We start from the raw sequence: 19,699 nt of genomic DNA on the forward strand, positions 1-19,699 counted from the left end.
TTATTTTAAATTCCTTCGAAAGAGAATAAGGTTTTATAATAAAATAAAGCTGTATTTAGCTTTCCTATGAACCTGTAAAATCTAGGTAGAAAATAGCGGATTTTTACGGCTTTTATACCAATAGCGAAACAAGGAAAAAAAGGAAGTAAAAAACTTTGTATTGAATATTTATAAGTTACTAAACTATCGGAAGATACATAGTCACAATTTTTTGTATTTCAGCGTTAAATAATTTATAAATGAAAGAAAAATGGATCTTCCTGATTTCAGTTTTAATTATCTTCAAAATAAAATAAAAACAACCAAAGAAATGGCGATAAGAGGATCATTAATTAAGAGTTTGATTGATTTAAGAGGCACGATAGTTTCTGAACCTGATGCAGTAAAAGCACAACGCGAAGTGCTTAAAAACCTATTGGAGAAAGCTAAGGATACTGCCTTTGGTAAATTTTATAAATTTAATGAAATACTTAAAGCTGAAAATATAGAATCTGCTTTTGCTAAAGATGTTCCTTATTTTGATTATAACATATTAAATGAACGTTGGTGGAGTCAAATTCAGGAAGGAGCTGAGGATATTACCTGGCCGGGAAAACCACATTATTTTGCATTAAGTTCTGGTACTACCGGTAAATCGAGCAAAAAAATACCTGTTACCAAAGAAATGATAGAAAGTATCCGGAATGCTGGTATAAAACAGGTGGGCGCTTTATCGAATTTTGATTTGGAACCCGAATTTTTTGAAAAAGAAATTATGATGTTGGGAAGTTCTACGGATCTGCATCACGAAGGAGACCATGAAGAAGGTGAAATAAGCGGAATTAGTGCCAGTAATATTCCGTATTGGTTTCGCAGTTATTATAAACCTGGAGAAGAAATTGCTCAGATAGAAGATTGGGATGAGCGAGTAGCACGAATAGCTGAAAACGCTAAAAATTGGGATATAGGAGCGTTAAGCGGTATTCCTTCATGGATGGAGCTTATGCTTAAAAAAGTTATCGAATATCATAACGTAAAGCATATTCATGAGGTATGGCCAAATTTACAAGTTTATGCGAGTGGAGGAGTAGCGTTTGAACCTTACGAGAAAAGCTTTAATGCATTACTGGGAAAGCCCGTTACGGTAATAGATACTTACCTGGCTTCAGAAGGATTTTTGGCCATACAGGATCGTCCTGATACCCATAGCATGAAATTGATACTGGATAACGGTATTTATTTTGAATTTGTGCCTTTTGAACCAGAGTATATAAATCAGGATGGTTCCTTAACAGAAGATGCTCCGGTAGTCCCTTTAAGTGATGTTGAGGAAGAAAAAGACTATGTACTCCTTATTAGTACAGTGTCTGGTACCTGGCGTTATATTATTGGGGATACCATAAAATTTACCAATAAAGAAAAGCACGAAATTAGAATCACCGGCAGAACAAAGTTTTTCCTGAATGTTGTAGGATCCCAACTTTCTGTAAATAAAATGAATGATGCCGTACAGGAACTTGAAGAAAAATTTGACATTAAAATCCCTGAATTTACGATTGCTGCCAAGCGTTTTGAAGATGGAGAGTTTTATCATTCCTGGTACTTAGGAACAGACACTGAAACCAGTGAGGATGAATTAGCGGAAGCTTTGGACGAAAGTCTTAAGAATGCAAATAAGAATTACGACGTAGCAAGAAGTAAAGCTTTAAAAGGGGTAAAGGTAACCAAAGTGCCAGCAGCAATTTTTCCTGAATGGAGTGGTGCCAATAAAAAGAAAGGCGGACAGGTAAAAATGGAAAAAGTAATGAACGAAGAAAAATTCGCTGAATTTGAAGCCTTTGTTAAAAAAGAGCTTAAAACAAACAAATATTAGTACGAATCTTTTTCCTTAGATTCTTCTCGTAATTCTTCCAGATCATCTACAAGCTCTACGATTTCTTCCTGAGATAAGTAGAGCTTTTTTATTCTGTTTTTGTAATTCTCAGAAAGATTAGACTGGTTTAATATAAAATCTTTAGTAGCGATGATATAATCTCCAAGACCATGATTTACGGCATAGGTATCAGCCGCCCGTTCAGCCTCTCTAATATAATTATGTGAAGTAAGGTATCTCACCCCAAACCAAAAAAGGTTGATCCCACTTCGATTTCTATAATCCATCACGTGACCTAGCTCATGGCCAATCCAACCAATAATTACTTCAGATGGTGCAGAGGTTACGGTAAAAACTTCATCTTCTATTTTTATTTCTTCGTTTATGAAAATAAAATAAGCCCTCTTTTTGCGATTTTTGAAAATACCCGAAAAACTGGGTTGCGCCTGCATAAAGGACTTCTTGATATTTTTTTTGAATTTAAATGTTATTGGGGTATCCTTCAATTCGGGGTAATGAGATAAAGCGATGTAAGCTTCTCTCCATATCTCATCGGGAACCTGCTTATTGGTTAATTTTAGACTGTCTTTTTGCTTCATGTCCTGGGCTTCACAAATACTATAAAAGATACAGCATAAAAAGAATAGCGAATATGTGACCTTCGTAATTTGTGACTTCACAATTTAATTTTATGTGAATTTACATAAAGCAGCCTTTGGTTGAAAACAGACGCTGTTAAATTGCGTTTAAAATTCAATTTAAACTTTAAAATAGCCCATAAAAAAAGCAGCAAATCCAAATTGCTGCTTTAAATTATATAATTTTAAAGGAAATTATCCTTGACCCTGTTGCATCATTTTTTGCAAACGAGTTTGTAATTCCTGGTCAGATTGTAAGGCCGCCACTAATTTTTGATAACGCTCTACTGTTAATCCCTGATCCTTAATTGTAGTTTCCATTTTTTTCTGAAAATCACCTTGCATACCTTCAATCTCAGCAAGAATAGCTTTATGCTTTTTAAGCTCTTCTTCAGTAGCTTCTACTTCTTTATTAGGATCCTGGCTAGCCTGATGTATTTCATTAAATCGTTGAACTTCTAATCCGCCATCTTGTACGGTCTTCATCATCTTTTGATTTACCTGCTGGTTCATCATTCTTAATCCCTGATATGCTTTGGCAAATTTAGAAAGTTCAGCATCACTTACATCTATATCTACTGTTTGCTGCTGTGGCATAGTGGGGTTTTGAGCCATTGCAGCGGACCCCATAATAAGGGTGAAAACAAATAATAGACCTGCAATTTTCTTTGACTTAAACATAAATCTTTTCGTTTTTTCTATAATTAATATCCTGTAAACCTATCATTTAATCATTGGCCTGCAAAACATATTTTGTTAAGACTTGCTAATTTTACATGATCTTAACAGCTAACTGCTATTTGATGTTAAACCGGCCTTTGTAAACAATAAATTTATCTTTTTTAATTTGCGAATTGCAAATTGCAATTCATTATAGCTATTTCAATTTTAATGCCAGGGATTAATTTGGTGCTATAAATTTCTTATTGTCAAGCTTTACTAATTATGGGTATCAACGAATGTGGTTAATAGTGCTATACTGATAGTTGATGAATACCTGGAAAGTTTAAAAAATATTAGATTTTATAGCTCATTGGCGTATCCCGAGGTTTTTGAAGCTGAAGCTTCAGCGTTGCTAATATTTTCTTTTAATCCGCGTTGCAGTTTAAAAACACTAATAACTTCGATTACAAAAAACAGTACAATTATGATTTTTGCATATTCCCAAATCATAGTACTATACGTCATATTTTTAAATGCGGTGATTATGATCGCAGAAATAAATACAATACTGCCCAGAATAGCCAATGGAGTTTCAGGATAAAACCTGAGATTAGCTCTTTTAACCAGCTTTTCAAAATCTTCGTTATATGCTGAGCTGATTTTAAGCTTTTTCAATAGAAATTTTTCATGTTTAATCAACTGGATCTGGCTTAAGATCTTTGAGTAAAATGTAAGCGCTACTATTGCCATCATTACCAATACGCCCGCTTCCTTCCATACAAGAAGAGTAGAATTAGAAACTAAATTCATTACAATGGTGAAAAGGATGAGCGACCAGGCAAGCACGCAATAAAAAATGATAAAGTAGGACCATATTTTTAGTCTTTTTATTTTTTTATCATAATCATCAATTTGTTTTTTATTGAATCTAAAAATGTTGATGATGTCCAGTCGTTCCTGCATGTTTTTTAGGTTAAGGCGCTTATTCCAAAGATAATATTAATAAGACGATCTAAATGGAGCGTTGCTTTAAAATTTCGTAATGCGGTATGCAATCTCTTAAAAGTGGTTTTAATTGATTTGGAATTTCTTTTTCTTTAGGTTGATATTTATTAAAACCGTTTGAGTTATGCACATTACTATACCAGTGTTCTGCCCAAACACCATCTTCAGGAATTGGGCCAGCTTGCCAATTCAGCATATTTTTTTCAAAAGGTATTCCTATAAAATCACATAACTTTTTAAGTTTAGCTTCAGGATCTTTTAAAGTTTCGGTAGCATCCAAAACAATGGTTTTAGCTTTTAAATGATCTAATTTTTTTAGAATCTGGGTATGCGCCAGATACCCAACATCCTGCATTGTCGGATTTTTAATTACCTGATGAAAAGACGGAATCATATCTCTGGGATCGCGGGTAAGTAAAACATTAGTTACTTCTTTTAAAAATGAAGTATCCAGATGGAGTAAATGATGAGTCATATTTTTAAAAAACAGTACGGGTTTATCGCTAGTATTTAGCATCATGTCAATAACTTTTTCTCCGTCACATTCCATACTATCCATAATTTCTTTAGCTCCTGGATGATAGGTTGCGGCACTGGTTTCTTTTAGGTAATAGCCGTAAAGGGGTTCATCGAAAACCTTGGTGTCGCTACGTTGTGCAAAAGAATACATGGTAGCCGTAGATATATTTCTAGGGCAGGACCAAAGGCATATTCTTTTGATATTCTGCTTAGTCATAATCATTTATTATGTACACTCTTCTTCGATTAATTGCTCGTAAAGGCCACTCAGTTTTTTGGTAAAATCACCATATTTACCTTGACCAATAATTCGGCCATCGATTTTGGTAACCGGTGTTAATCCGCCAAAAGTTCCGGTCACAAAAGCTTCATCGGCGCTATAAACATCAAATAAAGAGAAGTTTTTTTGTTTGCAAACAATTCCATGTTTTTTACATACCCGTATTACATTTTGTCGCGTAATACCATTCATACAGTATTCTCCGGTAGAAGTCCATATTGCATTATCGCGAATTATAAAGAAGTTAGTAGCATTGCAGGTACTAACAAAACCGTTAATATCCAGCATTAAAGCTTCATCTGCTCCGGCTTCTATAGCTTGTATCAAGGCTTGCACTTCATGTAATTTTGAATGGCAATTTAACCGCGGATCTAAATAATCTGGGCTCCCGCGTCTTATCGTACTGGTAAATAATGTAATTCCTTTTTCTTTGCTATGCTGGCTTGCTTTTTTATGCTCAGCAATAATCACAACATTTGGTCCGCTAATGGTTAATCGCGGATCTTGCGAAGGAGTTTTTTTTATCCCACGGGTGATCATTACCCTAACATGAACGTGATCCTCCATGTGGTTAGCTTCTATCACCCTCCAAACTTTCTCCAGTAATTCTTTTTTGCTAAAGGGAAACTTCATTCCAACGCTGGCAGCGGCACTCCATAGGCGGTTTAGATGCATATCTGCAAATGCCAGGCTTCCTTTATGCAATCTAAAAGCTTCCCAAATTCCGTCGCCAACTAAATAGCCACTATCAAAAACAGAGATTTTGGCATCCTTGCGGTCATACAATGTATCATTAATCATAATTTGTATGTTCGCATTTTTGGGGTCTTCTATGGCGTTATGGGTTCCGTGGATCATATTATTCAATCTTTATATTGAAACTTTGTAAGAGTCCGTTTAAATTATCCGAAGCAAAAATAGCTTTTGAGATTTGATTTTCTGTGGGATGAATATTGAAGTTAGTAGCCGACTTAAAATCGCATTTCTGTAATACGGTATTTTGGAAAATTGCTCCCTGTAAATCGCAATTACTAAAGACTGATGCTGTAAAATCACTGTCACTAAAATCCACTTCTTTTAAAGAACAACTTTCAAAAAAAGTATTTTTTAATTTAAGCTTGTAAAAGGAAGAAAAATCTAAAGTAGATTGGAAGAACTGAAATGAAAGCAAAAAATCATTACAAGCATCAAACTGCAAGCCTATAAGTTTACAACTTTCAAATTTTACCTGATTAAATTGAGTATTGGTAAGGATTGCATTGCTAAAGTCACAGTTTAAGAATTCGCATTCTAAAAAGCTAACAGCCGATAAGTTTACAGTATTAAAATTGCAGTTTTTAAAGGTGCAGTATTCATATTCGACTTTATTGAAAACTGTCTCTTGAAAATCAATATTAATAAATTCTTCTTCCTCATGGTAATACCCCGTAATCATGGTATCTTTTATTTGGTTAGTAAGATATCCGCTAACAATCCCATCAGTATGAGTTTTACAACCTAGATGTTTTATCTAGGCTAAGGTTTACTACCTACAGATGTATAGTTAATCTGATGTGAAATTTAATAAATCTAAATTTGTAAAAGGAAAAATTATAAAACCTTTTTAAAAAGTGGGATGAAAAATAAACTAATTCCCAAACCAAGTAGAGCTCCAGACAATAATACAAGATCTCCGCTTTTATCCAATTCGAAGATTATAAAAGAGAATATAAGCGCTACAGTTCCTAATATTCGTTGTTTTTTCATACGTGGCATAGCTTGCCTGTTTGATGGTTAAGTTGTGAGGTAGGACTCACCACTACAAATTATTAGAGAGGGCTATATTCGGAATGCTTGCAATATATATTTATTTTAGGGAAAATATTTATCAAAAATGTTAATATAGGGATGTTATAAATTAGGGGGGGGGATAAAAATTATTCCATTATTCTTTCAATTTTCATATGCTGTAAAAGTATAATAGTTTTGGCATCGATTATTTGTCCGTTAAAGATCATATTGTAGGCTTCATTAAAATCGAATTCTAAAACTTCTATTTCTTCACCTTCCTCTTTTAATCCACCCCCTTTGGTTATCTTCATAGACTCATTGTATGGAGCTATAAAGAAATAAATAATCTCGGTCACCGCACCAGCTACCATATAAGAGTGAAACAATCTTTTAGGCGTTTCAATTTTGTAACCTGTTTCCTCTTCGGTTTCTTTCACTACGCACTCCTCAGGGGTAAGTCCGTCTAAAAGGCCGGCACAGGCTTCGATCATATAACCGTCATTATTGCCATTAACATAGGTAGGAATTCTAAATTGTCTTGTTAAAATAATCTTATTGGTTTCTTTGTTGTAAAGGATGATGGCAGCTCCATCCCCTTTATCGTAAACTTCACGATTTTGAATTTGGGTGGTCCCGTCATTGCGTTTAAAACTATAGGTATATTCGTTTAAAACAGCCCATTCTTTAGAAAGGACTTTCTTTTTTAATATTTCTATTTTTTTCAAAATTTAAACTTTTAGGGTAAAGTTAGTTTTTTTGATTTCAGTAAAAAACTGTTTTAAGAGGATTATAATAAAGTGAATCATTGAAGACTATTTTAAAGTTGAATTCAAATTATAAAAAATCAAAATCTGTTATCTTGCATTGCAGAATGGAATAGCACTATCAAGAACTTGAAATTATGGAAACTCAAAATAAATTTGGTTTAAAAAAAGATCACGATGCCTTATTAGTGGCCAATCTGGAAGTTTCGCTGCAGTTTTATCGTGACATATTAGGATTTAAAGAAATTTATAATGCCGGATTGGGAGAAAAATTTAAATGGATAAAAGCGGCTAACGATGTACAGATTCATTTAATTGAAAGTGAAGAGAAACCCGAAAAAAATAAAGGTGTTCATTTGGCCTTTAACACCCCTAAATTAGATGATTTTATAGCGTTTCTGCGTAATAATAATGTGGCCTTTGAAAACAGTAATGGAACTACGGATACTACAAATACAAGACCTGATGGCGTATTGCAGATTTACTTTCAGGATCCGGATGGTTACTGGATTGAAGTAAATAACAGTAAGTTGGAAGATTTTTAAAATAAGTATTGAAATTAATATGCTAAACCTGAAATTATAAAAAACTAACTTCTATTTTTGAAGGTAACCAAATTAAAAGACGAATGAGAATTGAGCAGGATTTAAAACTTGGGTTTAAAGATGTAATGATACGCCCTAAAAGGTCTACGCTAAAAAGTAGATCACAGGTTAGCTTGGAACGAGAATATACGTTTTTGCATAGTAATATGAAGTGGACAGGGGTGCCAATAATGGCTGCAAATATGGATACTGTAGGAACTTTTGAAATGGCCAAAAAACTTGCGGAAAAGACATTGTTTACCGCGGTGCACAAGCATTATTCTGTTGCAGAATGGACTACTTTTTTAAATGAAACTTCTGCAGAACTTAAAAACAGTATAGCGGTAAGTACCGGAACCGGAAAAGAAGATTCTAAAAAACTGAAAGAAATTTTTGACCTGTCTGAAGACCTTAAATTTATTTGTATTGATGTTGCCAATGGTTATTCTGAACATTTTGTGAAGTTTGTGAAAAAGACCAGAGAACAATATCCCGATAAAGTAATTATTGCGGGTAATGTGGTAACGGGAGAAATGGTTGAAGAACTGTTAATTGCAGGGGCAGACATCATTAAGGTAGGAATAGGCCCTGGATCGGTTTGTACCACCCGTGTTAAAACAGGTGTGGGATACCCGCAATTGTCTGCAATTATCGAATGTGCAGATGCCGCACATGGTTTAGGTGGGCAAATAATCAGTGACGGAGGCTGTGCCATTCCCGGCGATGTTGCAAAAGCATTTGGTGCCGGTGCGGATTTTGTAATGTTAGGAGGAATGCTTGCCGGTCATGATGAGAGTGGAGGTGATGTTATTGAAGTAAAAGGCGAAAAATTTAAACGTTTCTACGGGATGAGCTCTTCTACAGCAATGGACAAGCATGCCGGGGGGGTAGCTGAATATCGAGCCAGCGAAGGAAAAACAGTACAGGTACCCTATCGGGGGCCGGTTGAAAATACCTTACAGGATATTCTGGGAGGTATACGAAGTACCTGTACCTATGTAGGTGCGGGCAGACTAAAAGAGCTTACCAAAAGAACCACTTTTATTAGAGTGGCAGAACAGGAAAATACAGTTTACAGTAAATAAAAAAACTCTCGCTGCGAAGCGAGAGTTTTTTTATTGGTACCGCCAAAAAAGCTATAACAACATGATCCCATCAACTATTGGGATGTTTTAAAGTTTTAAGTGTTTTTGAATCAAGAACCTGGGCTCCCGCAAGGACTCTTGATTCGAAAACGATATCGTTTGTTTTAAATATTAGATTGAATTTCTGTATTTAAAGCTTGTTCTCTTCCGATTGATAGATAAAGAAATGATCCTACTATAGGAAGAAGGATAACAACTAAAGTCCACATCAACCGCATTTTCTTCTTAAATGAATTAGAATTCCTTATTATACTCATGATACAAAATGCCGGAAAAATTACTGCTAATAATCCTAAAGATTGAAGAATAAAGAACTGTAATTCTTGATCTATAAAATTCATAATACGAGGTTAAAGCGTTTGGTCTTACGAATATAATAAAATTATAGAACAAAATTAAGTTTATGTTAATTTAATTCTACGTAATTATTAAATATGCATATGTAGTGAAACCTGATTAGCTTCGAATGGAAGCAATAATGCGGGATCAAAGAAATTCATATGAAAATAACGGTGTTAAATAATTTTTAATTTAACATGAAGAACATCTGTAAGCGTTAATAAGGAACAAAAAGTTACCAAATAAAATACCTGAATTTCAATGCTTTTGTTCCTTATTCTTCTTTACTACAATAGTAATGATCTTTATATCCTATGATCAAATCTATTTTTGCTTTTTCTCTGTAAAATCTAATGCGATTTGATGTCTCAACAGATCATCAAATGTTTCTCGTTCTCTAATAAGGTGCGCTTCTCCTTTATACCATAAAACCTCGGCAGGGCGAAATCTAGAGTTAAAGTTGCTGGACATCGAGTAGCAGTAAGCCCCTGCATTGCTAAATGCAAGAATATCACCTTCTGTAATTTCTGTAATCCTGCGGTTTGAAGCGAAAGTGTCGGTTTCACAAATATAGCCAACAACAGAGTAGAAGCGTTGCTTGCCATTAGAGTTGGAGATGTTATTGATTTCGTGATGAGAACCATAAAACATTGGTCTTATCAGGTGATTGAATCCAGTGTCAATACCAGCAAAAACAGTAGAAGTAGTTTGTTTTATAACGTTTACTTTAGCCAAAAACTTTCCAGATTCACTAACGAGGTACTTCCCGGGTTCGAAAGCCAGGGTAAGTTCTTTGCCATATTCAGTACAAAATGCTTTAAATTTTTCAGATAATTTTGTGCCCAATTCTTCAATATCCGTCTCTATATCCCCTTCTTTGTAAGGCACTTTAAATCCGCTTCCAAAATCAATAAATTCAAGATTTTTGAAATTTTTCGCGGCATCAAACAAAATTTCTGAAGCCTGAATAAATACCTGTATATCCAGAATATCACTCCCGGTATGCATATGAATCCCATTAATAGTCATTCCGGTATTCTCTACGATACGCTTTAATAAAGGCATTTGATGAATGGATATTCCAAACTTAGAATCGATATGCCCTACTGAAATCTTTGAATTTCCTCCGGCCATTACATGCGGATTAATCCTAATACAAACCGGAGTTTTAGGATGTCGGCTTCCAAATTGCTCTAAAATCGAAAGATTATCAATATTAATCTGAACGCCAAGTTTTGCAACTTTTTCAATTTCTTCAAGAGAAACTCCGTTTGGCGTAAAGATAATTTTAGAAGGATCAACACCTGCTTTAATGCCTAGTTGCACCTCCTGTATACTTACCGTATCCAGACCACTTCCTAGTTTGTCTATAAATTTAAGAATAGAAATGTTAGACAATGCTTTTACAGCATAATGTATTCTTAGTTTTTTAATACTGCTAAAAGCACTGGTAAGACGCTTATATTGCGCTTCAATTTTTTCAGCATCATAAACATAAACCGGGCTGCCATATTCAGCAGCAATAGCAAGAAGATCTTGATTTGTCATTTCTATTCTATAATTTTTTCTAGAGCCAAAAATACAGGCCTATTTGTTTTCTTAACAAAAGAATACTAAAAAAATAACGAATTCAAACAAATTGTTATTTCTGTAAGTTTAGTAGAGAAATGGTATCAATTACTTTGATGCCCTTAGAGCTTTTAAACTAAGACCCCTGCAATTAAAAATCATTTCTAATATTTGCTTTTAGGTGTTTTAGGTGTGCGCTGTTGTAATAGCCTTTTTATTTTTCTTCCTGATATAAATTACAATAAAAGTAATGACAATACCGGCACTTGCCATACCCGCACCAACAAGATCTGCTGAAGTATAAGCATAACCTGCAGCAATCGGTAAGCCCGCTAAATAGGCTCCAGAGGCATTTCCCATATTAAATGCGCTTTGGTTTAGCGAAGAACCTAACATTTCAGATCCTTTTGCCGAATTGATTACTGCCATTTGTACTGGTGTAGAAAGACAAAAAGCAATGGTACCTATTAAAAAGGTCATCACTAAAACGCCAACTTTATCGTGAGCTAAATAGGTATTTGAAACTAAGGCGATAACCATTAAAATTAAAGCGATTAAAACCGCATAGATAGGAGAGAAGTTCTCAGCTAATTTTGCACCTATAAAATTACCGGTTACCATTCCCAATCCAGCTAAAATCATGGCATAACTTACTACGGTTTCAGGATGTCCGGCAACATCTGTAATTAGCGGAGCGATATAGCTATACCAGGCAAAGAAGCCTCCCGTGCCAATAGTGGTAAGTAAAATAACCATCCAAAGCTCTAATTTTTTGAGTACTTTAAAATCTTTAACGATTCCATCTGGTGAGCTTTTGGGCAGTTCGGGCATCCAGAATTTAATCCCTAATATGGCACAAATACCAACAATACCTACCAGCATAAAAGCAACATTCCAACTAAAATTATGTCCAAAATAAGTCCCAAGAGGCACCCCTATCACATTGGCCAGGGTAAGTCCCGTGAACATGGTGGCAATTGCTCTTGCTTCTTTTCCCGGTTTTGCCAGCTTACTGGCTACAACCGCACCAATTCCAAAAAACGCACCGTGAGGCAATCCAGACAAAAATCTGGAAATTAATAATAAGTGGTAACTATTGGCAAAGGCTGATAAGGAATTAAAAACCGTAAACCATAACATTAAAAAAAGTAAGGTTTTATGTGCCGGCCATTTTCCGCCAATACCAGTTAAAAGTGGGGCGCCAATAACGACCCCAAGTGCGTATGCTGAAATAAAATGACCTGCCTGCGGAATGCTAATGTCTAATGCGGTAGCTACATCTGGTAAAATACCCATAATTACAAATTCGGTCATGCCTATACCAAAGCCACCTATAGCCAATGCGACCAACCCCTTATTCATAAGCAATTATATTTTTTAGTTTCTTTCAAGGAAGTTGTTAGTGTTTTTTATAAACTCGATTTTACCAAATTATTGCTTTAAAAATAAGCATTCAATTTGGTTTGAAATAAAAAGGCAAAAATAGTGGAGAAACCTCAGAAATTAGAAAATACCAGGTATTATTTACGATAACCTTATAGCCTGATTCAAAACATAGTGTGATTTCTTAATTGATCTATGGATTTACCAGGCTTCATTTGAATGTTTAAGGAAAATTTGTTGGTCTAATACTTTTACATTTGTTACTTTTGTGTACCATAATTAAAACAGAAGAAATACCTGATTATGAACATACACGAATATCAAGGAAAAGAGATTCTAGGTAGCTTTGGAGTACGTACTCAAAGAGGGATCGTAGCCCAAACTGCAGAAGAAGCTGTAAAAGCCGCAAAAGAACTAACAGAGCAAACCGGGACCGGATGGCACGTAATCAAAGCACAGGTTCATGCAGGTGGTCGTGGTAAAGGAGGCGGCGTTAAGCTTGCAAAAAACCTTAAAGAAGTAGAGCAGATTGCCGGAGAAATCATAGGGATGAATTTGGTAACTCCTCAAACCTCTGCGGAAGGTAAAAAAGTGCACCAGGTATACGTAGCAGAAGATGTTTATTACCCAGGAGATAGCGAACCAGAAGAATATTATATGTCGGTTTTATTAAACCGTGCAACAGGTCGCAATATGATTATGTATTCTACGGAAGGTGGAATGGATATTGAAACCGTTGCGGAAGAAACACCGCATTTAATTTTTACCGAAGAGATTGATCCTGCCACAGGACTTTTACCTTTCCAGGCCAGGAAAATTGCCTTTAATCTAGGTCTTAGTGGAACAGCTTTTAAAGAAATGACAAAATTTGTCACCTCTCTTTATACTGCATTCGATAAATCTGATTCCTCTTTATTCGAGATTAACCCGGTACTTAAAACAAGTGACGACAAGATTTTAGCAGTAGATGCTAAAGTTACTTTAGATGACAATGCACTTTTCCGTCACAAAGACTACGCAGAGATGCGTGATAAGCGTGAAGAAAACCCTACTGAAGTAGAAGCAAAGGAAGTAGGTCTTAACTATGTGGATCTAGACGGTAACGTAGGTTGTATGGTTAATGGTGCTGGTCTTGCTATGGCAACCATGGATCTTATTAAACAAGCTGGTGGTGAGCCTGCAAACTTCCTTGATGTAGGAGGTACTGCAGATGCTAAACGTGTAGAAGAAGCTTTTAGATTAATTTTAAAAGATGAAAAAGTAGAAGCCATTCTTGTGAATATTTTTGGAGGTATCGTACGTTGTGACCGTGTGGCACAAGGTATTGTAGATGCTTATAAAAATATGGGAGATGCAATTAAGGTTCCTATTATTGTAAGATTACAAGGTACCAATGCCGATGTCGCGAAGAAACTGATCGACGAAAGTGGTCTGGCAGTTTCCAGTGCCGTACAATTTAAAGAAGCAGCAGATAAAGTACAGGCTGTGCTTTCTTAAGCTGTTAATCATATTTTTACTAGTAACTTTCTTCTGGGCAATCCCAGGCATTTAAGTTCAAAAAATATATTTTATAAACGAGATAAGATATTTGAATCTCGATTACAGACTAAAGCCCGCCAATTGGCGGGCTTTTTTGTTTATTATAATCATGACCTTTAATGTATAAACGTTAAAAACATCTTAAAAATCAGTGTGTTGTGTAACAATCGCTGTTTTACTACCGTCTTTTTAGTGTATTAACTTTTTAAACATTTTTTATCATGAAAAAATTCAAATCTTTATTGCTAGCTTTAGCAATCGCGTTTTGCAGTACAGTAGCTGTAAATGCAAACAATCCAGAGAAGGCTATCAAGCCAGATCCAAGAATGATGAGTATCGAAATTTCTTCTTTACTAAAGCACCACAAACTAAATCTTAAAAAAGATATCAGGGCAAATGTTCTTTTAGCGATAAATAAGGATCACGAAATCGTTGTGTTATCTGTAGAGGCAGAAAGCGAAACTGTAAAACGCTTTATTAAGGAAAAACTTAATTACAAGAAAATTCACTGTACAGTTAACCCAGATGTAGAAGAATTTAAATTACCTGTTACCCTTAAGGCAAACGCCTAACCAGCCCTTTTCTAAAGATCAATCAATAAACGTAGAAAACTACAAAGGCTGTGAGCACATCAACTCACAGCCTTATTTTTTGCTTAAAAATTAAAGTAAAACGATAAAATTACATTTCTGGATACCAGTCCAGTAAAATAACTTCAATACTATCGTTCTTTTCCTGAACTAAGGATTTAAATTTTTCAACATCTGCTAGTCCATCTTTGCCGCGATAGTGATAAGGATACACTTTTTTGGGAGCAAAGGCTAAAACACCTTCAGCAGCTTGATCTACCGGCATGGTATATGGAAGGTTCATGCAAACTAATGCTGCATCAATATTTTTAAGATTACGCATTTCAGGAATATCTTCGGTATCTCCAGAAATATATAAACGTTTACCGTTTTTCTCTAACACGTAACCATTACCACGACCTTTTATGTGCATGGCGTCATCCACTTCAGGAAGATTATACATTGGTAAGGCTTCAATAGTAAAGCCTTCTAATTGCATACGGTCTCCATTGGCCATGACCATTAGATTGGCCTGTAAAGTTTCTGGTAATTGTTCTTTAACCGCTTGTGGAACGATAATTTTTGTGTCACCAAGTTCAAGACCTTCCAGGGTTTCGGCATTCATATGATCGCCATGAATATCTGTAATTAAAATAAAATTTGGCTTATCCATTTCTGTAAACAATTCGGCACCGCCAACAGGATCGGTGTAAAACACCGCATCATCCCAATTAATTACAGCCGTCGCATGAGACACGGGTTCAATATTAATATTTGCTTCCTCCTGTTCGTTCATGTCGTCATTCAATGCGGTACTTTCTTCTGCAGGGATCATTTCTCCCGGTTCGGCATCAGACTTATTATTTTTACAGGCTGTTAAAGCCGCTATCGTAGCAAGGCTAAAAATCAGTTTTTTCATTGTTCCAAGATTTTGATTGGAGTATAAAATTACAGAAGACAAATAAAACAAAAGCTTGTTTTACAAAGATTTAAGACAAACGGAGTTTCATTTTAATATCTCCACGTGCATAAGGATTATTTTCTTCTATCGGGATTTCCTGAAAACCGAATTTTCGATAGATATGAATAGCATTTTCTAGCTTCCTGTTACTATAGATAATGAGTGATTCCCAAGGTTGGCTTTTCGCAAAATTGATGGTATGCTCCATAAGCTTTTGACCAATCTGTTTGCCACGGTGATTTGGTGAAATAGCCATTTTGGTTAATTCGAATATATTTTCTTCGATTTTCATCAGTGCTACACAACCAATAATTTCTGTGTTGTCTCTTACCAGGAAAATATGTCCGCCGGGTTTAATGATATATTTTTCAGGTTTTCCCAAAACTTCTTCATCATGAGGTTCTACCCAAAAGAAGGCTTCTAACCATTGAATATTCAGCTTTTTAAAGTCGCCACGATATTGGGGTTCAAATGCTATAATTTCCATACTTCTCTTTTTTAGCAAATGTACTATTTTACTCGATTTTCCCATAAATATCCCCTCATGTGGGTATGTTACTGCACTATTGTTTTAACTACAATTGTAAGGATCAAACCATAATCTTAAAATGAAGCTTTTTAAATCTTTAGGTATTTTAGGTATTATTCTTTTTCTGGCCTGCAGTGGAATATCAGGAGAAGAAAATATTAAGACACTTCCACAAAATCAATTTAAGAAGCAACAATTAGATTCTGTGCAGTTTTATAACCATCGCTCACACCGAATAAAAAGAGGGCAGAAAGCAATAATACGATATTAACTTTCCTAAAGTTATTGATCTTATCTATATTTATATTCCTTCTAATTGAATCGAAAAACTATGATAAGACTGTATCAAAACTTACTTTATGTTCTTATAGTGGCTTTAACTTTTGTAGCTTGTAAAGAAGAGCCAAAACAAGAAATAACCAGGGAAGAGAAAAGAATTGTCATTTTACCTCCTGAAGAATTGTATGCTGATCTTTTTTACGAAATTCAACAAAATGAGAACTTGTTTAGTGATAGCAAAACCTTTGTGGATGCTATTCCCGAAAATTCGTTGGATAGTATAAAACGGGAATATGAAAAAATTAAAAATAAAGGAGATTCAGCGATGTTTAAGTTTCTAAGGGATAATTTCCAGTTACCCGGAGAAGAAACCTCGCAGGGCTATCAAACAGATTCTTCTGATATTGCTACACATATAAAGAAGTTATGGTCGGTTTTAAAACGACCTGCTGATGAGAAGTTAAGTGGAACTTTAATTCCTTTACCGTATTCATATATAGTTCCTGGTGGGCGCTTTCGTGAAATTTATTACTGGGACAGTTATTTTACCATGCTGGGCTTACAGGTTGATGGCGAAGTAGAAACCATACAGCACATGATCGATAATTTTTCCTATTTGATTAATAAATTTGGATTTATCCCCAATGGAAACCGTACTTATTATTTAAGTAGGTCGCAACCGCCGTTTTATTCACTAATGATCGATGTCTTAGCCGAAGAAAAAGGCAACACGGTATATGCCAAATACTTACCAGAATTAGAAAAAGAATATCAATTTTGGATGGAAGGTGTTAAGAATCTTTCTGAAAGAGATTCGGTTTTAAATAGAGTGGTACGAATGCCAGATGGTAGTATCCTTAACCGGTATTATGATAACAAAAATACACCGCGACCAGAAAGTTATCGGGAAGACATCAAGACTGCTGAAGAAGCAGTGAATCACAATCAAGAACGTAGTGAAGAGGAAGTCTATCGGGATTTAAGAGCAGCAGCCGAATCGGGCTGGGACTTTTCCAGTAGATGGATAAAACCAGATAAAAGCGGAAGCTTTAATTTATCTGCCATTCATACTACAGATATATTACCTGTAGACCTAAATAGTTTGCTCTATCACTTAGAAAAAACCATTGCAAAAGCCTATCTCATCAATGAAAATCCAGATAAAGCAAAAGCATATAAAGAACTTGCTGTAAATCGCAGTGCAGCCATAGAAAAATATTTTTGGGATACTGCTACTGGTTTTTACATGGATTATGATTTTAAAATGGGGCAACATACTCCGGTAATTTCTGTAGCCGGAGTTTATCCTTTATTCTTTGAGATCGCTACAGATGATCAAGCACAAAAAGTAGCCGAAGTTATCGAATCTCGATTATTAAAAGAAGGCGGAGTAGTGAGTACTTCCAATCATACCAGGCAGCAATGGGATGCACCAAATGGCTGGGCACCCTTACAATGGATTACTTATAAAGGACTTCAACATTATCAAATTTCAGATCTGGGCAATACCATTAAAGAGCGATGGACAAGCTTAAACGAACAAGTGTATGAGCGAACCTATAAAATGACCGAGAAATATAATGTAGAAGATCTTTCTAAAGAAAGTGGAGGAGGTGAATATCCCACCCAGGACGGATTTGGGTGGAGTAATGGTGTTTATAAGAAATTAACGTCTGAATAACATATTTTAGATTACAATTCGGCTAACTTTAAAAGAAAAAAGGAAGTTATGCAGAAACCTAACCAACGATTAAAAGGTCAAACTTGTATAGTAACAGGATCTAGCTCTGGTATTGGCAAAGCTGTGGCTATTGCCATAGGTAAAGAAGGCGCCAACGTAATTATTAATTATCATTCCAGTAAAGAGGAAGCTGAAGAAGTAGCACACGAAATTAGCGAATGTAAACTTAGCGGTGATTCCATAGTGGTAAAAGCAGATGTAAGTAAGGAAGACGAAGTAAAGAAGATCTTTAAAGCTGGTATAAATAAATTCGGAACCATAGATATTTGTGTGCCTAACGCTGGAATGCAGCAGGATGCTGCACTTCACGAAATGACATTAGACCAATGGAATGCAGTTATCAATATTAATCTTACGGGCCAGTTTTTAGCATGTAGAGAAGCTATTAAAGAATTTATGCGCCGTGGGATGCGTCCGGAAGTTTCTAAGTCTTTAGGTAAAATTATTCATATGAGCTCGGTTCATGAAATAATACCATGGGCTGGTCACGCTAATTATGCAGCTTCGAAAGGTGGAATAGAAATGCTTATGAAAACTATTTGCCAGGAGTACGCTCCAAAAAAAGTACGCTGCAATAGTATCGCACCCGGAGCCATAAAAACAGATATTAATAAGGATGTTTGGGAAACTAAGGAAGGTAGAGAACAAATGAAAAAAGTGATCCCTTATAATAAAATAGGGGAACCAGAAGACATTGGTAGCGTTGCAGCATGGTTAGCTTCAGATGAATCTGAATATATTAATGGAGCAACCATTTTTGTTGATGGAGGAATGACCTGTTATCCGGGTTTTACCAATAATGGATAAATTCTAGTGTAAAATTGTATCTTTCTACTGCATTTTCAGTCTACATAGAAAACCTATGGATATGAATGATTGCGAATGTACCCAGTGTGAATGTAACAACTGCGATTGTGAGAATTGCGCAACTACAAGTTGCCCTTGCGAGAATTGTAAATGTGATTGCACTTGTTGAGTTTAGAAAGGATAATTTTATGGACACCAAAGAGATTTGGAACAAGTATCAGGAAGAGTTTTATTTCTTTATTCTGAAACGAACAAGGAATGGAGATTGCGCAAATGACATTTTACAAAGTTCATTTTTAAAAATCCATAAGAATTTGGATAAACTGAAAGATCCGGGAAAATTAAAATCCTGGGCCTTTCAGATTATTCGAAATGAGATCAATGATTATTTGAATCGTTCGATTTTTGACATAACTGATGCTAAATTGCAGTGTTTAGATGAGGATTTGAATCCATTTACTGAAGTTTGCTGTTTTGATAAATTTTTATCGGACTTGCCAAAGGAATACTGCGATGTTATGAAGCTTGTGTATATTGATGGGAAACCACAAAAAGAAGCCGCAGCATGTATGGGCATATCACTCGCAAATACAAAAGCCCGTATTCGGCGTTCAAAAATAATGATGATAGATCGCTTTAAAGAATGTTGTAAATACGAAACGAATATCGATGGGAAACTAGTAGGCCAGGCTAAATGCACGAACTGTGAATCACCAAATCTTTAGATGCTTTCCAGAACATAACGATCGCCAATTTCACTAGT

22 protein-coding genes are annotated in these 19,699 nt (G+C 35.4%); 9 read left to right on the plus strand and 13 right to left on the minus strand.

Features of this window, described 5'->3' with window-relative positions:
* The first annotated feature begins 310 nt into the window (after positions 1–310).
* On the plus strand, positions 311–1,852 hold the full coding sequence (locus ZPR_RS07735) for a GH3 family acyl-acid amido synthetase (RefSeq protein WP_041579834.1): 1,542 nt from the start codon (positions 311–313) through the stop codon (positions 1,850–1,852).
* Here the strand turns inward: ZPR_RS07735 and ZPR_RS07740 are convergent.
* From ZPR_RS07740 to ZPR_RS07770, 8 genes are all read right to left on the minus strand, one after another.
* Positions 1,849–2,451 (minus strand): hypothetical protein, encoded by a 603-nt coding sequence (locus ZPR_RS07740; RefSeq protein ID WP_013071111.1) that lies wholly within the window; start codon positions 2,449–2,451, stop codon positions 1,849–1,851. The genes ZPR_RS07735 and ZPR_RS07740 overlap by 4 nt on opposite strands.
* Before the next feature lie 234 nt (positions 2,452–2,685).
* Entirely contained in the window at positions 2,686–3,171 is a 486-nt protein-coding gene (locus ZPR_RS07745; RefSeq protein ID WP_013071112.1) for a DUF4168 domain-containing protein, read from the minus strand.
* A gap of 342 nt (positions 3,172–3,513) precedes the next feature.
* A complete protein-coding gene (locus ZPR_RS07750; RefSeq protein ID WP_013071113.1) occupies positions 3,514–4,116 on the minus strand; it encodes a hypothetical protein in 603 nt (200 codons plus the stop codon).
* Between the two features lie 49 nt (positions 4,117–4,165).
* Positions 4,166–4,894 (minus strand): sulfotransferase-like domain-containing protein, encoded by a 729-nt coding sequence (locus tag ZPR_RS07755; protein ID WP_201765808.1) that lies wholly within the window; start codon positions 4,892–4,894, stop codon positions 4,166–4,168.
* A 9-nt stretch (positions 4,895–4,903) separates the two neighbouring features.
* Complete coding sequence (locus ZPR_RS07760) at positions 4,904–5,815, minus strand: aminotransferase class IV (protein ID WP_041578780.1); 912 nt, start codon at positions 5,813–5,815, stop codon at positions 4,904–4,906.
* Between the two features lies 1 nt (position 5,816).
* On the minus strand, positions 5,817–6,392 hold the full coding sequence (locus ZPR_RS07765) for a pentapeptide repeat-containing protein (protein ID WP_013071116.1): 576 nt from the start codon (positions 6,390–6,392) through the stop codon (positions 5,817–5,819).
* Between the two features lie 155 nt (positions 6,393–6,547).
* On the minus strand, positions 6,548–6,712 hold the full coding sequence (locus ZPR_RS23370) for a hypothetical protein (RefSeq protein WP_187288267.1): 165 nt from the start codon (positions 6,710–6,712) through the stop codon (positions 6,548–6,550).
* A gap of 161 nt (positions 6,713–6,873) precedes the next feature.
* The gene (locus ZPR_RS07770; protein WP_013071118.1) at positions 6,874–7,452 is read right to left on the minus strand and encodes an NUDIX domain-containing protein; all 579 of its coding nucleotides are present in this window, start codon (positions 7,450–7,452) and stop codon (positions 6,874–6,876) included.
* Between the two features lie 176 nt (positions 7,453–7,628).
* On the opposite strand from ZPR_RS07770, the gene ZPR_RS07775 reads away from it, so the two are divergent.
* A complete protein-coding gene (locus tag ZPR_RS07775; RefSeq protein WP_013071119.1) occupies positions 7,629–8,036 on the plus strand; it encodes a VOC family protein in 408 nt (135 codons plus the stop codon).
* An 83-nt stretch (positions 8,037–8,119) separates the two neighbouring features.
* On the plus strand, positions 8,120–9,160 hold the full coding sequence (locus ZPR_RS07780; protein WP_013071120.1) for a GMP reductase: 1,041 nt from the start codon (positions 8,120–8,122) through the stop codon (positions 9,158–9,160).
* A gap of 164 nt (positions 9,161–9,324) precedes the next feature.
* Here the strand turns inward: ZPR_RS07780 and ZPR_RS24020 are convergent, their stop codons facing one another.
* From ZPR_RS24020 to ZPR_RS07795, 3 genes are all read right to left on the minus strand, one after another.
* A complete protein-coding gene (locus ZPR_RS24020) occupies positions 9,325–9,561 on the minus strand; it encodes a PLD nuclease N-terminal domain-containing protein (RefSeq protein ID WP_049771435.1) in 237 nt (78 codons plus the stop codon).
* Positions 9,562–9,883: 322 nt separating this feature from the next.
* Positions 9,884–11,113 carry a diaminopimelate decarboxylase gene (gene lysA / locus ZPR_RS07790; protein WP_262507688.1) on the minus strand — a complete coding sequence of 410 codons (1,230 nt, stop codon included), beginning with the start codon at positions 11,111–11,113 and terminating at the stop codon, positions 9,884–9,886.
* A gap of 201 nt (positions 11,114–11,314) precedes the next feature.
* Entirely contained in the window at positions 11,315–12,490 is a 1,176-nt protein-coding gene (locus ZPR_RS07795) for an MFS transporter (RefSeq protein WP_013071122.1), read from the minus strand.
* Positions 12,491–12,814: 324 nt separating this feature from the next.
* Here ZPR_RS07795 and sucC point away from each other — a divergent pair, with 324 nt between their 5' ends.
* Together sucC and ZPR_RS07805 are read left to right on the plus strand one after the other, a co-directional pair.
* The gene (gene sucC / locus ZPR_RS07800; RefSeq protein ID WP_013071123.1) at positions 12,815–14,008 is read left to right on the plus strand and encodes an ADP-forming succinate--CoA ligase subunit beta; all 1,194 of its coding nucleotides are present in this window, start codon (positions 12,815–12,817) and stop codon (positions 14,006–14,008) included.
* A gap of 263 nt (positions 14,009–14,271) precedes the next feature.
* A complete protein-coding gene (locus ZPR_RS07805) occupies positions 14,272–14,622 on the plus strand; it encodes a hypothetical protein (RefSeq protein WP_013071124.1) in 351 nt (116 codons plus the stop codon).
* 109 nt (positions 14,623–14,731) lie between these two features.
* Here the strand turns inward: ZPR_RS07805 and ZPR_RS07810 are convergent, their stop codons facing one another.
* Complete coding sequence (locus ZPR_RS07810) at positions 14,732–15,538, minus strand: MBL fold metallo-hydrolase (protein ID WP_041578782.1); 807 nt, start codon at positions 15,536–15,538, stop codon at positions 14,732–14,734.
* 70 nt (positions 15,539–15,608) lie between these two features.
* Positions 15,609–16,067: a GNAT family N-acetyltransferase gene (locus tag ZPR_RS07815; RefSeq protein ID WP_041578783.1), complete on the minus strand. Its 459-nt coding sequence runs from the start codon at positions 16,065–16,067 to the stop codon at positions 15,609–15,611.
* Positions 16,068–16,188: 121 nt separating this feature from the next.
* Between ZPR_RS07815 and ZPR_RS07820 the strand changes: the two genes are divergently transcribed.
* The 4 genes from ZPR_RS07820 to ZPR_RS07835 all read left to right on the plus strand — a co-directional run bounded on the left by ZPR_RS07820 (position 16,189) and on the right by ZPR_RS07835 (position 19,661).
* Complete coding sequence (locus tag ZPR_RS07820; RefSeq protein ID WP_013071127.1) at positions 16,189–16,380, plus strand: hypothetical protein; 192 nt, start codon at positions 16,189–16,191, stop codon at positions 16,378–16,380.
* Positions 16,381–16,440: 60 nt separating this feature from the next.
* Positions 16,441–18,069, plus strand: coding sequence for an alpha,alpha-trehalase TreF (treF, locus tag ZPR_RS07825; RefSeq protein ID WP_083759751.1), 1,629 nt, complete (start codon positions 16,441–16,443; stop codon positions 18,067–18,069).
* A 48-nt stretch (positions 18,070–18,117) separates the two neighbouring features.
* A complete protein-coding gene (locus tag ZPR_RS07830; protein ID WP_013071129.1) occupies positions 18,118–18,936 on the plus strand; it encodes an SDR family oxidoreductase in 819 nt (272 codons plus the stop codon).
* Between the two features lie 65 nt (positions 18,937–19,001).
* Positions 19,002–19,661 (plus strand): sigma-70 family RNA polymerase sigma factor, encoded by a 660-nt coding sequence (locus ZPR_RS07835; RefSeq protein ID WP_233421382.1) that lies wholly within the window; start codon positions 19,002–19,004, stop codon positions 19,659–19,661.
* Positions 19,662–19,699: the final 38 nt, after the last annotated feature.

This window comes from Zunongwangia profunda SM-A87, assembly GCF_000023465.1.
Classification (GTDB): domain Bacteria; phylum Bacteroidota; class Bacteroidia; order Flavobacteriales; family Flavobacteriaceae; genus Zunongwangia; species Zunongwangia profunda.

Coding starts and splice junctions, on each gene's coding strand:
- ZPR_RS07735 (WP_041579834.1), top strand. CDS start 311: ATGGCGATAAGAGGATCATTAATTAAGAGTTTGATTGATTTAAGAGGC.
- ZPR_RS07740 (WP_013071111.1), bottom strand. CDS start 2,451: ATGAAGCAAAAAGACAGTCTAAAATTAACCAATAAGCAGGTTCCCGAT.
- ZPR_RS07745 (WP_013071112.1), bottom strand. CDS start 3,171: ATGTTTAAGTCAAAGAAAATTGCAGGTCTATTATTTGTTTTCACCCTT.
- ZPR_RS07750 (WP_013071113.1), bottom strand. CDS start 4,116: ATGCAGGAACGACTGGACATCATCAACATTTTTAGATTCAATAAAAAA.
- ZPR_RS07755 (WP_201765808.1), bottom strand. CDS start 4,894: ATGACTAAGCAGAATATCAAAAGAATATGCCTTTGGTCCTGCCCTAGA.
- ZPR_RS07760 (WP_041578780.1), bottom strand. CDS start 5,815: ATGATCCACGGAACCCATAACGCCATAGAAGACCCCAAAAATGCGAAC.
- ZPR_RS07765 (WP_013071116.1), bottom strand. CDS start 6,392: ATGATTACGGGGTATTACCATGAGGAAGAAGAATTTATTAATATTGAT.
- ZPR_RS23370 (WP_187288267.1), bottom strand. CDS start 6,712: ATGCCACGTATGAAAAAACAACGAATATTAGGAACTGTAGCGCTTATA.
- ZPR_RS07775 (WP_013071119.1), top strand. CDS start 7,629: ATGGAAACTCAAAATAAATTTGGTTTAAAAAAAGATCACGATGCCTTA.
- ZPR_RS07780 (WP_013071120.1), top strand. CDS start 8,120: ATGAGAATTGAGCAGGATTTAAAACTTGGGTTTAAAGATGTAATGATA.
- ZPR_RS24020 (WP_049771435.1), bottom strand. CDS start 9,561: ATGAATTTTATAGATCAAGAATTACAGTTCTTTATTCTTCAATCTTTA.
- ZPR_RS07795 (WP_013071122.1), bottom strand. CDS start 12,490: ATGAATAAGGGGTTGGTCGCATTGGCTATAGGTGGCTTTGGTATAGGC.
- sucC (WP_013071123.1), top strand. CDS start 12,815: ATGAACATACACGAATATCAAGGAAAAGAGATTCTAGGTAGCTTTGGA.
- ZPR_RS07805 (WP_013071124.1), top strand. CDS start 14,272: ATGAAAAAATTCAAATCTTTATTGCTAGCTTTAGCAATCGCGTTTTGC.
- ZPR_RS07810 (WP_041578782.1), bottom strand. CDS start 15,538: ATGAAAAAACTGATTTTTAGCCTTGCTACGATAGCGGCTTTAACAGCC.
- ZPR_RS07815 (WP_041578783.1), bottom strand. CDS start 16,067: ATGGAAATTATAGCATTTGAACCCCAATATCGTGGCGACTTTAAAAAG.
- ZPR_RS07820 (WP_013071127.1), top strand. CDS start 16,189: ATGAAGCTTTTTAAATCTTTAGGTATTTTAGGTATTATTCTTTTTCTG.
- treF (WP_083759751.1), top strand. CDS start 16,441: ATGATAAGACTGTATCAAAACTTACTTTATGTTCTTATAGTGGCTTTA.
- ZPR_RS07830 (WP_013071129.1), top strand. CDS start 18,118: ATGCAGAAACCTAACCAACGATTAAAAGGTCAAACTTGTATAGTAACA.
- ZPR_RS07835 (WP_233421382.1), top strand. CDS start 19,002: ATGATTGCGAATGTACCCAGTGTGAATGTAACAACTGCGATTGTGAGA.